Origin of the sequence: Bifidobacterium saimiriisciurei (genome assembly GCF_010667655.1) — a bacterium.
Taxonomy (GTDB): Bacteria; Actinomycetota; Actinomycetes; order Actinomycetales; family Bifidobacteriaceae; genus Galliscardovia; species Galliscardovia saimiriisciurei.
The window spans coordinates 212,831-227,555 of sequence record NZ_WHZU01000002.1 but is presented as its reverse complement, the minus strand read 5'-3'; the positions used below and the strand labels follow the sequence as shown (position 1 = coordinate 227,555).

Annotated in this window: 19 protein-coding genes and 1 other RNA gene; 16 read left to right on the top strand and 4 right to left on the bottom strand. The window is 64.8% G+C overall.

Annotated features, from left to right (window positions below):
• Nucleotides 1-132 precede the first annotated feature (132 nt).
• From GFD18_RS02195 to GFD18_RS02140, 12 genes are all read left to right on the top strand, one after another.
• The gene (locus GFD18_RS02195) at nucleotides 133-456 is read left to right on the top strand and encodes a hypothetical protein (RefSeq protein ID WP_163199660.1); all 324 of its coding nucleotides are present in this window, start codon (nucleotides 133-135) and stop codon (nucleotides 454-456) included.
• 2 nt (nucleotides 457-458) lie between these two features.
• The gene (locus tag GFD18_RS02190; RefSeq protein ID WP_100511766.1) at nucleotides 459-704 is read left to right on the top strand and encodes a hypothetical protein; all 246 of its coding nucleotides are present in this window, start codon (nucleotides 459-461) and stop codon (nucleotides 702-704) included.
• Nucleotides 701-1,099 carry a hypothetical protein gene (locus GFD18_RS02185; RefSeq protein ID WP_163199661.1) on the top strand — a complete coding sequence of 133 codons (399 nt, stop codon included), beginning with the start codon at nucleotides 701-703 and terminating at the stop codon, nucleotides 1,097-1,099. The genes GFD18_RS02190 and GFD18_RS02185 overlap by 4 nt, the downstream gene beginning before the upstream one ends.
• A gap of 31 nt (nucleotides 1,100-1,130) precedes the next feature.
• On the top strand, nucleotides 1,131-1,997 hold the full coding sequence (locus GFD18_RS02180) for an Ig domain-containing protein (protein WP_191997272.1): 867 nt from the start codon (nucleotides 1,131-1,133) through the stop codon (nucleotides 1,995-1,997).
• 102 nt (nucleotides 1,998-2,099) lie between these two features.
• Complete coding sequence (locus tag GFD18_RS02175) at nucleotides 2,100-2,483, top strand: hypothetical protein (protein ID WP_163199662.1); 384 nt, start codon at nucleotides 2,100-2,102, stop codon at nucleotides 2,481-2,483.
• 95 nt (nucleotides 2,484-2,578) lie between these two features.
• Nucleotides 2,579-2,863, top strand: coding sequence for a hypothetical protein (locus tag GFD18_RS02170; RefSeq protein WP_163199663.1), 285 nt, complete (start codon nucleotides 2,579-2,581; stop codon nucleotides 2,861-2,863).
• A 54-nt stretch (nucleotides 2,864-2,917) separates the two neighbouring features.
• Nucleotides 2,918-6,418 (top strand): tape measure protein, encoded by a 3,501-nt coding sequence (locus tag GFD18_RS11020; protein WP_204313983.1) that lies wholly within the window; start codon nucleotides 2,918-2,920, stop codon nucleotides 6,416-6,418.
• On the top strand, nucleotides 6,405-7,232 hold the full coding sequence (locus GFD18_RS02160; RefSeq protein ID WP_163199664.1) for a hypothetical protein: 828 nt from the start codon (nucleotides 6,405-6,407) through the stop codon (nucleotides 7,230-7,232). Before GFD18_RS11020 ends, GFD18_RS02160 begins: the two co-directional genes overlap by 14 nt.
• Nucleotides 7,223-8,188: a hypothetical protein gene (locus GFD18_RS02155; protein ID WP_163199665.1), complete on the top strand. Its 966-nt coding sequence runs from the start codon at nucleotides 7,223-7,225 to the stop codon at nucleotides 8,186-8,188. The genes GFD18_RS02160 and GFD18_RS02155 overlap by 10 nt, the downstream gene beginning before the upstream one ends.
• A gap of 18 nt (nucleotides 8,189-8,206) precedes the next feature.
• Complete coding sequence (locus GFD18_RS02150) at nucleotides 8,207-8,443, top strand: hypothetical protein (protein WP_163199666.1); 237 nt, start codon at nucleotides 8,207-8,209, stop codon at nucleotides 8,441-8,443.
• Nucleotides 8,440-9,288 (top strand): hypothetical protein, encoded by an 849-nt coding sequence (locus tag GFD18_RS02145; RefSeq protein ID WP_163199667.1) that lies wholly within the window; start codon nucleotides 8,440-8,442, stop codon nucleotides 9,286-9,288. The genes GFD18_RS02150 and GFD18_RS02145 overlap by 4 nt, the downstream gene beginning before the upstream one ends.
• A 69-nt stretch (nucleotides 9,289-9,357) precedes the next feature.
• The gene (locus GFD18_RS02140) at nucleotides 9,358-9,633 is read left to right on the top strand and encodes a hypothetical protein (RefSeq protein WP_163199668.1); all 276 of its coding nucleotides are present in this window, start codon (nucleotides 9,358-9,360) and stop codon (nucleotides 9,631-9,633) included.
• 3 nt (nucleotides 9,634-9,636) lie between these two features.
• Here the strand turns inward: GFD18_RS02140 and GFD18_RS02135 are convergent, their stop codons facing one another.
• Together GFD18_RS02135 and GFD18_RS02130 are read right to left on the bottom strand one after the other, a co-directional pair.
• Nucleotides 9,637-9,927 carry a hypothetical protein gene (locus GFD18_RS02135; RefSeq protein ID WP_163199669.1) on the bottom strand — a complete coding sequence of 97 codons (291 nt, stop codon included), beginning with the start codon at nucleotides 9,925-9,927 and terminating at the stop codon, nucleotides 9,637-9,639.
• A 43-nt stretch (nucleotides 9,928-9,970) separates the two neighbouring features.
• Complete coding sequence (locus GFD18_RS02130) at nucleotides 9,971-10,840, bottom strand: tyrosine-type recombinase/integrase (RefSeq protein ID WP_163199670.1); 870 nt, start codon at nucleotides 10,838-10,840, stop codon at nucleotides 9,971-9,973.
• A gap of 84 nt (nucleotides 10,841-10,924) precedes the next feature.
• On the opposite strand from GFD18_RS02130, the gene GFD18_RS02125 reads away from it, so the two are divergent.
• The 4 genes from GFD18_RS02125 (at nucleotide 10,925) to GFD18_RS02115 (ending at nucleotide 12,685) form a co-directional block, all read left to right on the top strand.
• Nucleotides 10,925-11,260 carry a hypothetical protein gene (locus GFD18_RS02125; protein WP_163199671.1) on the top strand — a complete coding sequence of 112 codons (336 nt, stop codon included), beginning with the start codon at nucleotides 10,925-10,927 and terminating at the stop codon, nucleotides 11,258-11,260.
• A gap of 34 nt (nucleotides 11,261-11,294) precedes the next feature.
• Nucleotides 11,295-11,429, top strand: coding sequence for a hypothetical protein (locus GFD18_RS11255; protein WP_263863968.1), 135 nt, complete (start codon nucleotides 11,295-11,297; stop codon nucleotides 11,427-11,429).
• A gap of 160 nt (nucleotides 11,430-11,589) precedes the next feature.
• On the top strand, nucleotides 11,590-12,393 hold the full coding sequence (locus GFD18_RS02120) for a CHAP domain-containing protein (RefSeq protein ID WP_163199672.1): 804 nt from the start codon (nucleotides 11,590-11,592) through the stop codon (nucleotides 12,391-12,393).
• Between the two features lie 10 nt (nucleotides 12,394-12,403).
• Complete coding sequence (locus GFD18_RS02115; RefSeq protein WP_100511259.1) at nucleotides 12,404-12,685, top strand: holin; 282 nt, start codon at nucleotides 12,404-12,406, stop codon at nucleotides 12,683-12,685.
• Nucleotides 12,686-12,772: 87 nt separating this feature from the next.
• On the opposite strand, the gene GFD18_RS02110 is transcribed toward GFD18_RS02115, so the two are convergent.
• Both GFD18_RS02110 and ssrA read right to left on the bottom strand, forming a co-directional pair.
• Nucleotides 12,773-14,083: a tyrosine-type recombinase/integrase gene (locus GFD18_RS02110; RefSeq protein WP_100511258.1), complete on the bottom strand. Its 1,311-nt coding sequence runs from the start codon at nucleotides 14,081-14,083 to the stop codon at nucleotides 12,773-12,775.
• Nucleotides 14,084-14,246: 163 nt separating this feature from the next.
• Nucleotides 14,247-14,645: a transfer-messenger RNA gene (gene ssrA / locus GFD18_RS02105) on the bottom strand.
• Nucleotides 14,646-14,725: the final 80 nt, after the last annotated feature.

The following is a 14,725-nucleotide window of genomic DNA, read 5'->3' as shown; positions in this document are numbered from 1 at the left end:
CCCGTTCAGCAACTCCTACAGCTGGCTGAGCCCGGACGGATACCTGCGATGGAACACCGACTATCTGGACGTGCTCGGCCTCGGCGGACAGCAGGCGTACAGCATCGACATGACGACGGGCACGGTGACGTGATGGAACGCATCGACGTGTACCGGGGACAAGCCTCCACCAGCGAGGACGGCGACCTCGTGCAGGGGCCATTGGAGCTCTGGCGCAGCTTCACCGGACTCGCAGCCCCCGTCTCCGCGTCCGAAAGCCCGACGGAAAGCTCCCAGGGCGTGACGGTCGGATACACCGTTTACGTCCGCTCCGGGGAGCCGACCGGCATCCTCGACACGGACGTCATCGGGCTGCGTGGCCTGTTGCTGCCCGTCGACGGGCTCCCGGCCGTCTGGGAGAACCCGAGGGGCGAGCACGTCGGCGACGTCATCACCGTCGGACTCAGGGAGGGATGACCATGGCCAAACCCGTCAAAGTGGTGCTGAAGCGGCGCGCGTTCAACCAGCAGGTGCTCCACAAGGCCGTCGAACCGGTCATCGACGACGTCGAGGCTCACATGAGGTCGGAGGCGGCCGGCGACGACCGCATCAAGGTGTACCGCAACGAGGACACCGACCGCGCGAACGTGGTCGCCACATGCCCCGCGCCCGTGGAACGCGAGCACGGCACCCTCACCCGGATGCTCGGGGGAGTGCGCGTATGAGCGTCTTCCATCCTCCCGTCCGGACTCCGCGTGTGGAGCCGGTGCTGCTGCCCCTGCTGCGCGGACGATTCCCCGACGTGCGTTTCGGCGGCGTGCGCGCGCGTGACAACCCGGAGCATGAGTGCGTGATCGTGGGCGAGCCGCAGCAGCCGGCCACGCCGGTCAGCCAGTACGTGCGCCTGCGCATGAGCGTATGGGAGCGGCGCGGCGACGGCACCGGCGACTACGCGGCCGCGCAGCGACGGGCCGCCGACATCTGCGCCTATCTCACATCCCTGAGCCCGCCGTACCCCATATGCTCCATGGGGCTCGACAGCGGGCCCATCCGCCTCGCGGACGAGGACGGCACCGTGTGCGCCTACCTCATCCTCCTGCTGACCGTGTCCACCGTCTGACAACCATCATCCAACCGAAAGGACGAACATCATGGCCGATACCGGCTACATCACCAGCGGCAACAACGCCGACCTGGTCAAACTCGTCAAGGACTACGCCCTGTTCCTCTTCCCGCTCGACGACGGCGGATTCACGCCGCCCACGGACGAGAACTGGCAGCCGCCCGAGACCGCACGCCCCGTGGGCTACAACAGCGAGGACGGCGCCGTGCTGCATCCCGAGCCCGGCGACGACACCGAGATCAAGGCCCACAACGGCGACATCGTCATCAGCGAGCAGGAGCCCGGCTACTGGACCCTGCAGATTCCCGGCATCGAATGCCGCCGGAGCATCGCCGAGGCGTACTTCGGCGTCAAGGCCGACGACGATGGCGCGTTTCATATCAAGGACGCGACCGCGAACCGCCAGTACGGGCTCGTGCTCGCCTGCCTCGACCAGTACGGCAACCCCATCGTCCTGTCGGCCGGCAAGGCGCAGGTCTCGGACCGCGACGACATGACGATGGTGAGCACCGAGGTCCTCACCTTCAACGTCACGTTCAAGTTCTTCAAGGCCGCCGACAACTTCCAGTTCCACGTGTACGGCCTGCTCGCCGCCGAAATGGCCGGCCTCGCCACCGTCGTCACCGGACTGTCCGCCGACCCCGACACGCTCAGCGTCGAAGCCGGCAAATCCGGCACGTTCGCCGTGACCGTCAGCCCCTCCAACGCGAGCGGCTGGACCCTCGCCGCCGTCAGCGGCGACGAGACGAAGGCCACCGCCACCGTCAACGGCTCCACCGTCACCGTGGCCGGCAAGACGGCCACCGACACCGGCAAGCCGGTGAACATCACCGTCACGGCCGGAGGCAAGTCCGTGACCGTGCCCGTCACCGTCACCGCCCCCGCAGGCGCCTGACCGATTCTTCCCCTCCCGCGCGTGGATGGCGGTCTCCGCGCGGAAGGGGAACCCCACGCACAACCAAAGACCGCCGCAAAAACCAACCGTTAGGAGACCGCCATGAGCGACAAGCCCATCATCATCGAACCCGACATCGACGAATCCCGCGAGAACCTGCCCGACGTGACATTGAGCCTCAAGGGCCTCGACACGACCGTGCGCCTGCCCAACCTCAACAGCGCCGACCTGCCCATCGAACTCGTCAACGTGGTCCTCATCATCAAAAGCAAGGTCGCGTTGAGCGAGGAGGACACCTTCCACGCCACCGCCGTCTTCCTGGCCTATTTGGAGCAGATGCAGCCCGACCTGTGGAACAAGCTCCGGAAGGCCGGCAACCCGCTCGGCTGGATCAGCGCCATCATGCGCGGCTGGGCCGAAGGGTCGGGCCTCGACCCAAAACAGCTGTCCTCCTCGTCCTCCACCAGAACCACCACGGCGCATTAGCCGCCGACTGGCTCAGCCGCTACGGCCTCCTCTGGCACCCCGTCCGCCTCATCCCATGGCTCGACGCGCCCAAAGACCGCAAACCCCGCGGCAACATGGGCTACCGGCTCGCATGGGAGCTCACCCGCGAACTCCTGCGCGACCACACCAGCGCATCCTACGCCGCACTGGCCGGCTGGGCGTACACGCCCACAGGGGCCGAGACCGCCATGTGGGACCGGCTCGAACTCGAGGGCCTGCTCAAAAAACGCGGATACCGGCCATGGAAGGACCGGCGCAACGACATGCTGCGCGCCCACCGCCTCGAGGACCCGCGCAAACGCAGGGAACGACTGGCACGCCGCCAACGGCTCAAGGACCGCTACCACATAACCGAATAGCATCCCGACCGCCATCGGGATCCAGCACACGACACAACCGTGGGAGGAACCCCGATGGCACAGGACATCGGCACCGTATACGTCGAGGTCGCCCCCTCGGGCAAGGGCTTCGGCCGCAAACTCGAAGGCGACCTCGGCACCAGTATCGGCAACGCCGCCAAGGCCGGCGGCACCAGCCTGCTCAGCCGGCTCGGCGGCGCGTTCAAGGGCGTCGGCAAACTCGGCCTCGGCGCCATCACCACCGTCACCGGCGGCATCGTCGCGCTCGCCGCCAAGGGCGGCTTCACCCGCGCCCTGAACATCGAGAACGCCCAGGCCAAGCTCAAGGGCCTCGGCCACGACTCCAAGTCCATCAGCGACATCATGGGCTCGGCACTCGCCTCCGTGAAGGGCACGGCGTTCGGCCTCGGCGACGCCGCGACCGTCGCCGCATCACTGTCCGCGTCCGGCGTCAAATCCGGCACGCAGATGACCAACGTCCTCAAGACCGTCGCCGACACCGCCCAGATCTCCGGCCGCAGCCTCACCGACGTCGGCACCATCTTCGGCTCCGTCGCCGCACGAGGCAAGCTGCAGGGCGACGACATGCTCCAGCTCATGGCGTCCGGCGTGCCCGTCCTCCAGCTGCTCGCCAAACACCTAGGCAAGACCAGCGCCGAGGTCAGCAGCATGGTCTCCGAAGGCGAAATAGACTTCCAGACCTTCGCCGACGCCATGCAGAAGGGTCTGGGCGGCGCCGCACAGGCGGCCGGCACGACCTTCACCGGCGCGTTGGCGAACGTCAAGGCCGCGCTCTCGCGAACCGGCGAGGTCATCGCCTCGCCCGTGCTCAACGGCCTGCGCGAACTGTTCAACCAGGCCATCCCCATCATCGACGGGTTCACCGCCGCGGCCAAGCCGGCCATGCAGAAGGTCGGCGCCTCCTTGGAGGCCGGCCTGTCCAACGCCATCCCCACGGTCACGGCCCTGTTCGACCGGTTGAAGACGGCCGCCACGGACATGTACGCCAGACTCGAGGACAACGGCGCCATCGCCGCGTTCCAAAGCGCGTGGGACGCGGCCGTGGATACCGTGAAAAGCCTCGTCTCCACCGTGCAGGGCATCATCATCGACTGGTCGGGCATGATCCCTCCCGACACCGTCGCCACGGCCATCAAGCTCATCGCCGACGCGCTGAACCTCATCGCCCAGAACGCCGGCACCCTCCTGCCCAAGCTCATGCCCATCGTCGCCGGATTCATCGCGTTCAAAACCGCGAACGCCGGCGTCAAGGCACTGGCCGGCGGGCTCGAATCCGTCGCCACGAACGCGAACAAGGTCAGGGACGGGGCGCAGGCCGTCACCGACTTCCTCAACGGGCTGGGCGGACCCTCCGCCAAGCTCAGGCAGCTCGCCGCGAACATGACCCTCGTGAAGAACGCGCAGACGGCGCTGACGGCGGCCACGACCGCGTGCAACGCCGTGCAACGCGCCTTCGGCGCGACCACGCTGTTCGCGTCCGGACGCCTCAAGGCCCTGTTCACGGCCATGAAGGCCAACCCCCTGATCCTCGTGGCCACGGCCATCGCGGCCATCGTGGCGGCGCTCGCCGTGTTCTTCACCAAGACCGAGACCGGCCGCAAGGCATGGCAGTCGCTCATGCAGTACCTGCAGCCCCTGTGGCAGAAGGTGCAGGCGGCATGGCAGGCCGCCATGCCCGCGCTCCAGTCGCTCGTGCAGGGGCTCGTCGACACGTTCACCGGCATCGTGAAGGCCATCGGCCCCGTGCTCGCCACGCTCGGCACCGCCATCGCCGGACGGTTCAAGGCCATCGCCGGGACGGTCGGCCCCATCCTCCAGCAGGTCGGGCCGAAACTGGCCGAGACGTTCGGCGCGCTCGCCTCGGCGGCCGCGCCAGTCCTCGCCCAATTGGGCGGGCTGTTCACCACGATGATGCAGCCCATCCTCGCGCAGCTGCCCGCACTCATGGACGCGTTCGGCCAATTGGGCGACGCGCTCTCGCAGGCGTTCGCCGACACCGCTCCCATGGTCGCCGACATGGTCGCGCAGATATCCGACGCGTTCGCCCAGCTCGCCCCGGTCCTAGGCCAGCTCGTCTCCGCGTTCGCCCAGCTCGGCGCCGCGCTCATCGGCCCTCTCGTCCAGGCGGCGACCGCGATCATCGGCGCGCTCATCCCGGCGTTCACGGCCATCATCCAGGTCGCCGCCCAGATACTGCCCGCCCTCGCGCAATTGGCGACCATGCTGGTCAGCGCCATCATCCCGGTCATCACGACGATAGCCCAGGCCATCGCGCAGATCGCCCCGGTCATCGCCCAACTGGTCGCCACCCTCGTGACTGCCCTCGTGCCCGTCATCCAGGCGATCATCGGCGCGGTCATGCAGGTCATGCCCATCATCATCCAACTGGTGACCACGCTCGTCAGCCTGCTCGTCCCGGTCATCCAGACCATCACCGCTGCTATCGTCGCGTTCCTGCCGGTCATCACGACCATCATCACCACGCTGGTCGGCCTGCTCATCCCCGTGATAACCGCGATAGTCAACGTCATCACCGCGCTCATCCCCGTCATCACCGCCGTCGTGCAGACCATCATCAGCGTGGTCACGCCCGTCATCACCGCCATCATCGGCGCCATCCAAGGCGTCGTGACCATCCTCACCGGCGTCATCACGTTCCTCACCGGCGTGTTCACCGGCAACTGGAGCACGGCATGGCAGGGCATCCAACAGGTGTTCAGCGGCGTATGGCAGGTCATCAAATCAGTGTTCACCGGCATCTGGAACGCCATCAAAGCCGCCATCAGCGGAGGACTCAACGTCATCCGCGCGCTCTGGACCGCCGTATGGAACGCCATCCGCAGCGCATTCATGGCAATCTGGAACGGCATCAGAACCGCCATCACCAGCGGCCTGAACTCCATCCGCAGCATCTGGAGCAGCGCATGGAACGGCGTCAGAAGCGTATTCACCAGCATCTGGAACGGACTCAAGTCCGCAGCCAGCAACGGCATCAACGCCGTCGTGAGCACCATCAGCGGCATCAAAGGCAGGATCACCGGAGCATTCAGCGGCGCCGCAAGTTGGCTCACCTCCGCCGGAGCCAACATCGTCAACGGTCTCGTCAACGGCATCAAAAACGCCGTCGGCAAGGTCGTCGAAGCAGCCAAGAACATCGCCTCCAGCGCCATCAACGCCGCCAAGAACGCACTCGGCATCCACTCGCCATCACGAGTGTTCCGAGACCAGGTCGGCCTCATGATCGGCGCCGGCATCGGCCAAGGCGTCACCCAAAGCACAGGCCTCGTCGACGACGCGCTCACCGACATGACCACACGACTGCAGGCCGGCGTCGGACCCATCGCCATGCCCGTCACGGCGAGCATCGGAGACATGACGGCCACGGGCCAGTCGTCACAGGCACGGACGTTGGAGCAGCTGCTGGCGGAACTGACCGCATTGCACGGCGACCTGCCGGCCATGCTCTCCTCCATGGGCATCGAAATCGACGGCCGTGAATTCGGAAGGATGGTACGCAAGCATGCAGTCGCTTAAGTACGTGTGCGCCACCACCGGCGACGAGATTCCCATGAGCGGCCCCGATATCTTCGCGCAGACCGCCGAAGGCATAAGAGGCCGCGCATGGGGATACTCGCTCGGCTACCGTGACCTGTCCGGCGTGACACGGGACGCGAGGGAGGCGAGCCTAGAGCTCACCTACCTGCGTTGTCCGGAGAAGCTCGACTGGACGCGACGCCTGTTCGACGCGGACGTCGCCAACCATACGCCCGGCGTCCTGGACGCGGACGGCTGGAGGGCGACGGCCTACGTGGTCAAGGCCGAGGCCTCCGACATCAAGCCGAACGTCATCAGGCAGAAGCTCACCGTCGTGCTGTCCGACGGCATGTGGCGGCGTGCGGGCGACGTACAGCACTTCTGGTCGGACGCATTGCAGCCGGGCCTCGACCTCGACCACCCCTATGACTATCCGCACGACTATCTGCCGACCACACGCAACGTCACGGCATCCAATCCCATGCCGACGGCCATGGGATTCACCATGGTCGTGTTCGGCCCCGCCAGCAGCCCCCAGATCGTCATCGGCTCCAACACGTACCGTCTGGACATGGACATCCCCTCCGGAGCATACGTGACCATCACGGCCGTGGGAAGGCAGCGCACCATCGTCATGACCGCCGAGAACGGTGACGTATCCAACGTGTTCGCCAAGGGATACCGCGGCAGCGGCCGCGACGGCGGCTCCTACATCTTCCAGCCCATCCCTCCCGGCGACAACCCAGTCAACTGGAAAGGCTTCGGCTTCGACCTGACCGTATGGGAGGAGGAAAGCGAACCGCCATGGGCATAGACCTCATCATCACCGACGCCTCTCACGTGGACCGCATGGCCGTCGACGACTACACGCTCGACTGCGCATGGGGGACTGACGAGAACGACTTCGAACTCACCATCGACCAGAACATACCCTCCGGCGCCTACGCGTACCTCGACGGATCCGAATGCGGCGGCGTGATCGACGCATTGCGCGACCGGCTCGACGGCGACGGCAGCACCCTCACCTACTCAGGGCGAACATGGCATGGCATGCTTGCGGGGAAGATACTCGTCCCCGACACGGGACAGGACTACCTCACCGTACAGGGGTCGGCCAGCACGGTCATCGGCCAGCTCCTCAACCGCATCGGCCTTGCCGGTACGTTCACCGCCACAACGCCGCCGGACGGCACGGACCCGGCCATCAAGGCATACCAGTTCGACCGTTACACGGACGCGTACACGGGAATACGGAAGATGTGCGCGGCCTCAGGCCTGAAGCCCCGCCTCGCCTACCGGTCGGGGACCGTGAACGTATGGGCGGAGCCAGTCGAACACTACGGCGACACCATCGACAGCGACCTCGTGGACTTCGACGCCACCCGGACATGGCGTCGCGTCAACCATCTCATCGGACTAGGCAAGGGCGACATCAAGGACCGCGTCGTATCCCACTGGTACGCCGACGCCAAAGGCAACGTCAGCCAGAAACAGTCGCTCAACGGCGTCGACGAGATCGCGCAGGTCTACGACTACAACAACGCCGAGGCCGACGAACTCGCCAAAAGCACGCGGGAAAAACTCGAGGAGATGCAAAGCGAGGGTGACGTGTCCGTCACCATCCGCAACCCAGACAGCATCAGCCTCGACGTCGGCGACACCGTCACCGCACGAGATAACGTCACCGGCATCACCGTCAACGCCACGATAACCAAGAAAATCGTCAAAATAGCCAAAGGCTCCGCCAGCGTCGACTACGAAGCCGAATAACAGGAAAGGAAGGACACCATGGCACGCAAGGACAACTGCACCATCATGCAATGCGACCGCTGTCAGACACTCAAATACTTCGAGAAACAGGACGACCACGGATTCAAGGAATGGTGGAACATCGTCCGCTTCGACGCCGACGGCAGCCAGCACGACTACCTTTTGTGCGCCCGCTGCCATGAGCAGTACGTCAACAAGCTCAAGGACGCCGACAACGAATTCGACTCGTGGATGAAGAACGGAGCGCAGTCATGACCATCAGCCTCGTCACCGGACATGCGGGCACCCCGCACGTCACCGCTGCCCAGGACGCCGGACTCCACGCCGGCATCATAGGCCTGGACGACTACGTGCTCGACATGCAAAACAAGTTCGCGATCACCGTCGTCTCTGCGAACAAGGTCACCATCGGCTCGGGCGAGCTTGTCATGCAGGGGTATCACGTCAGCAACGACGGCGGCGAGGACCTCATCATCAGCAACGGCTCGCAGGGCATGAAACGCAACGACCTCATCGTCTGCCGCTACGAGAAGGGCAGTGAATCCGTGGAATCGGCCAGTCTCGTTGTCGTCAAGGGCGAGGCGACCACCGGCACAGCCAGAGACCCCGCCATCAACGCCACCAGCATGTGGAAGGGCGGCACCATCTACGACATGCCTTTATACCGTATTCCGCTGAACGGCATCACGCTCGGCACCCCGGTGCCGCTGTTCAACATCATGCAGCCTATGAAAGCCGTGTGGGATTCCCTATCCCACACGAACGATTTCGCGTCGAAGCTGAACACTCGCATTGGACAGCATGACAGTGCCCTCGCCGCCATGCAGAATCGCGTGCGCACTGGCATGAGCATCGTCACCCAGCCGACCGCTAAGGGCTACGCGCCCCTGTGGACGCTGGCCGAGTTCAAGAAGGCGTTCGGACGGGACTGGAAGGATGGTTGCACCGTCATGGTGACGAACGCACACTGGGAGGCAAACGGAATCGTCCCGATCGGCACGCGATTCGTCAAGAACTCGGGGCACATCGATGTCATGTTCAACGCGAACAGCACTGCACCGGCCCGAATCAACTGGACGGTCATACTCCCAGCCGATTAGCATTCCCTATCCCAGACGGATGAGCGCGTCTCCGCGACGCAGCAGACCATCCTCCTGCTGAAAAGCGTCGTGGACAACCTGCCGGTATGGCAGAAGACGCAGCAGGGCATCATCAATGGCGGGTTGCCGGCCGGCTCCGGCAAGGAGTTCAACCTCACATGGCCGAAGCCATTCAAGGCCACGCCGTCAGTCGTTGTGGCCACGCCGGGCGACGCATGGATGGTCGTGTCCGTCGACAATGTCACCGCGAAGGGCTGCACGCTGGGAGTGCGTAACTACGCGGCTGCCGCGAAGCCGAACGTCGCGTTCTATCAGGCCGTGTACGCGTATGGCGTGCTCGCCTAGCGTCTAGGCGATGATGCTGGTCGGCGGTTTGACCACAATCCAGTTGACTCTGGCATTGCCCTCGGCCGTGGAGGTGTAACGCACGTTCAACCCTCCCTCGTAGTCCACGCTGGTGACGATTCGTCCGCGTGCGGGGTCGGTGAACATGGCGAACGCGGCCATGGTGTTTGGATCCCATGAGCCGACTCTGGCCGGCGTGGCGACCTGCGCGCCACCGCTGCCCTTGACCGTCTTGATGATGGTCGAACCACACGCGAACGTCGGCAGCGCATCAAGCCGCGCGGTCAGCCTCATGCTGATGTCGCCGAGTCGCGTGTTCGTGCGGGATAGGGAATCCCTAGTTGATGAGTTGCCGTTCGAACAGTCGCTGCGCGTCACGCAATGCGGTGATGTCAGGTTTGAGGTAATAGGTGGCGGTGGTCTTGATATCGCTGTGCCCCAACATTTTCGATACGACGGCGATGTCGGCTCCTGCCGCGAGGGCGTTGGTCGCCCAGCTGTGGCGCAGGTTGCGTGGCGGCACGCAGGGCAGCGCATGACGCCGGCAGAACGACCTATATGTCCGCGAAGCCTGCGGCGGAGTCATAGTTCCGATGAGACGTCTTTTCGCTCCATTACGGATTTCCCTCAGTCGTTTGACCGCAAATCTCGGCAGAGGCAGCGTCCGCCGGCTGAGCTCGGTTTTCGGTGGTACGACGACCTCATGCCCGCCGATCCATTGCAAACCACGCTCCACATGTAGAACGCCGCGTCTCAAATCGATGTCCGACCATTCGAGTCCGTACCCCTCCTCGGTGCGCAAGCCGCAGCATGAGGCGCATATCAGCCACGCCTCCAACGGTGAGCCATAGAAGCCGCGCAGCAGCTGCCGCTGCTGCCGGATGGTCAACAGCACGGGCTCGTAGCGACGCCGTTCGGGCAGCGTCATCTCCCTGCGGGTGATGTCGGTGTCGAGCAAGCCCCACCGGATGGCGCGGCGCAGCATGGACCGCAGCAGCGCCCACGATTTTCGAGCAACACCGGCCGTGGGGAACTCCGCAAGCCACCGGTCCACGTCCTCCACGCCGATGGCCGCCATATCCACATGGCCGAACGCCGGATCGATATGCAGCCTCCATGCGCTCTCATAGCCGACGATAGTGCATTCGCGCAGATTCGCCTCGCAATAGGGCAGGAATCGTGCCTCCCAATACTCGTCCAATAGCATTTTCGACCTCCAAAATCCCACACGCGCTATGGCGGGTCCACGGCGTCGGAACGTGTGGGATTCCACCTCAGAGAAGGAAGGGACATGGACCAGATCATCATCAGCGTCACGGCCAGCGTGCTGTTCGCGGCGCTCAGCGCGGTCGGGGGAATCCTCTGGCAGCGGGTGAAGGGCATCATGACCAAGCAGGATGTCCGTGACGAGGCCCTGCGGGCCCTCCTGTTCGACAAGATCGCGCGTCTGCACGCCGAGACGGTCGAGGCCGGCAGGCCCGCCAGCGTGGAGATCAAACGCCGCGCCGACGTCGCATGGGATGCCTATCGGGCGTTGGATCCCGATGGCACGTCCGACGACGGGACCACGGCGCACCTGCACGCGGAGATCATCCGCGCCCACGCATCGGAGGACCCCCATGCATGACCCGCAGGACCCACAGGGGAGCCATCCATTCCGGATGTTTCTCGCCATTCTCTCCGTGATCGTCGTGGCGGGCGCATTGTGCGCCGCGGCATTGTACGCCGTCACGGTCTTCGTCGGCGCCATCGCATGGCGGCTGCTCGTACTGCTGGCCGCGACGGCGATGTCCTGACTCGGGAAAACGTGCCCGCCATCCGACGGGCCGACCAACAATCCACAAAAACAGAAGGAGGGCCAGATGGCCGAAACAGCAGAGAAACAGGAGGAACTGGCGTCCGCATCCAGCCAGGCGGACGCGGTCAAGGACGTGGCCAAGACCGAGGAGGTGCATTATGGCGACGGCAAGTGATGTGCTCAGGATCGCGGCCGGCCAGATCGGCTACTCGCGTTGGACCGACCCGCAGCAGGGCACGAAGTACGGGCGCTGGTACGCCCAGTCCCACGGCAGCTACTACGGTGCGAACGGCGTCCCGTTCTGCGCCATGTTCGCGTCGTGGGTGCTCGCGCAGGCGGGCCAGTCGTTCCCCGGCATGCCGGCCGCATACGTGCCCTACATCCTCGCTTCGGGACGCAACGCCGGCCGCGCCGTCAACATCCGTTCCGCACGCCCCGGAGACCTCGTGATCTTCAACTGGGACGGCGGCGTGGTCGACCACATCGGCTTCGTCGAAGTCAACCGCGGCTCCTACCTGCAGACCATCGAGGGCAACACCAACAACGGCCGAGTCGCCCGACGCACCCGTGCATGGGGAGTCGTCGCCGCGATCCTCCGACCCGCATACGGGACTCCCTCCACGTCCGGCGCGCTCGCCGTGGACGGCGTCTGGGGCCGTGCCACCACCGCTAGGCTGCAGAAGGTTCTGGGCACTCCCGTCGACGGGGAGATCTGGCACCAGTGGTGGCCCAACCGGCAGGCGGCGTTCGGGTCCGGCTGGCAGTACGACGCCACCGGCGACGGCAGCCCCGTCATCCGCCGTATGCAGCAGAAGCTCGGCGTCAAGGCCGACGGCATCATCGGCCGTAACACCATCGATGCGCTGCAGCGTCACTACGGCTCGTCCGTGGACCATTTCCTCGGAGCCTCCTCGTGGACGGTCAAACGCATGCAGGAAGCACTCAACAAAGGCCGATTCTAAGGAGCGGCAAATGAACGATATCGATTCCACCGACGAATCCACCACTCCCGAGCAGGCGGCCGGCCCCGTCGACTGGCTTCGGCGGGCCGGCGTCCGCGCCGTCAAGACCGCCGCGCAGGCCGCGCTCGGCGTCATCGGCACCGGCGCGGTCGGGCTCCTGCAGGTCGACTGGGCCAACATCGGCTCGGTCGCCGCACTGGCCGCCATCGTCTCCCTGCTCACCAGCATCGCCGGCATCCCCGAGGTCGACGACGGCCTCAGCCTGCACGGCCTGCTGGCCAAAACAGCCTGACCATGTGACACACCATCTCGAAAAATCATCCGCCCCGCCCGGCGTGCAGACGAAAAAGTCTGCTGCCGGACGGGGCGTTTTCGCGTTCTACTCGTCGCCCTTCTCCTCCAGTGTCTGTAATCGTCGTTTCAGTTCGTCTCGCTGCCCCTTAATGACCTTGAGCTGCTTGTCGAGGTCGATGATGCGGCGGCGCAGCATGTCGGGGTCGTCATCGATGATGATGCGCTCGCCCACGCGGTCTGCGAGCATCCTGCGTCGCCCGTCGACGGAATGCTGGTAGACCATGGCTATCTGCGGCGACGTGTGCCCGCCGGCGTCCATGAGCTCGCGCGTGGTGGCGCCCTCCTCGGCCAGCCACGTCAGACCCGTGTGCCGCAGGTCGTGAAACCGCAGGTCGGGGCGTTTGGCCTTTTTTCGCGCCGTGGAATACCAGCTGCGCAGCGAGTTCGGGTGCAACGGCTTGTCGTGGTCGCGGACGGAGGGGAACAGCCATGATTCCGGATCCTCGCCCACGTATGTTTCAAGGTGCCGGTCGATGAGGGGCATGAGCTGTGCGGGGATGGGCTCCTCGCGGTCACTGCCGTCGGTCTTGGGCCGGTCGGTCAGCCGCTGCGAGTCCATGGTGACGCGCGTCCGTCCGATGTGCAGCATCCCCGTGTGATGGTTGATGTCGCGTCGCTGCAGTGCGCACACCTCGCCGATGCGCATCTCGATGCAGCAGCCGATGTACACGGCCAGCGCATAGGGCATCGGCATGGCGTCGTGGATGGCCTTCATCTCCTCGGGGGTGCATGGCGTGACCACGTGCTCGCGTCTGGGGCGTGGCTCGCCGGCCCCCAACGGGTATTTGGGGATGAGCGGCTCCTCGCCGTCGACGCCGGACTGGCTGGCGGTGCGCAGCATAGCGCGCAATAGTTTCATCACGTTGGCGCGCATGGACGGCTGGTCGGGCAGTCCGTCGCGGAACCGTTCGGCCATGCTCTGCGTCATCCGGATGAGGGGAGTGGCGCCGAGGACCGGGCTGATGTGGTTCTCGTAGTCCTTGGCGAGCCGGTATCTGGTGCCAGCCTTCAACGGCCGGCCCTTGTACCGGCGCTGGTCGAGCCACGTGGGGAAGTACTGGTCGAATGTGATCCGCTTCGCCTTCTCCTTGCGTTCGGATGCCTCGGGCGGTTCCCATACGCCGGCGTCGATGCGTTTGCGTGCGGCGCCGAGCCATGCGACGGCGTCGTCCTCCTGCTCGATGGGGAAGCTCTTGGATTGGCGGGCAGGCAGGCCCGGCCATCTGTCGAACGCGTCCTCCGGAGTAGGATAGGAGGCGACCACGCGCGTGGGGTGCTTCTTGTTGGGACGGTATTCGAGGGTGCCGAACCTGCGGTTGGTCTTCTTCCTGGGCATCGTTGCCTCCGATCAGAACGACGTATTAGACGACGTATTAGCGACGTGTTTTAACCGCCTTAAACGGCCGTAAACCCATTAAAGCACACCTCTCTAAAACCTTGTGAAACCGTTGGAATGCCAACAAAAAAGCCGCCTAAGCGATGCTTAGGCGGCTAGTGCCTTGTGGAGCCGGCGGGAATTGAACCCGCGTCCGGTAACCGTACCCTCAGTCTTCTACGTGCGTAGTCTGCTGGCCTGGTGGCTATATGTCTGCCCCCGCCGATGTCGCAGACAACTGGCGGCGGGCATATTCACAGCAAAAGTCCCCGAAGCGTCCTGTGACGCAACGCTTCAGGCAAGTCTTCTAACGACGCTCAGCATCTCCCCGAAGACATGGGAGAGTGAACGGAGCGGCTGCTCGCTGGATTAAATCTGGCGCGAAGCTCAGGCAGCGAGAGCGAACTCAGTGCGGTTAGATTTAGCACTTATTCTTTTACGGGAGGACATTAACGAGCGGACCCCCGCGTTCTCGGCACGCTTCCCTGCGACGAACAGGTCACCGTCGAAACCGATCGACCCCATATTGAATTGTCAAAGCCGAAATCCGTTTTCCCGATCTCGGCCATTCCGGCACAATAAAACCGGACATCTCAATATAGC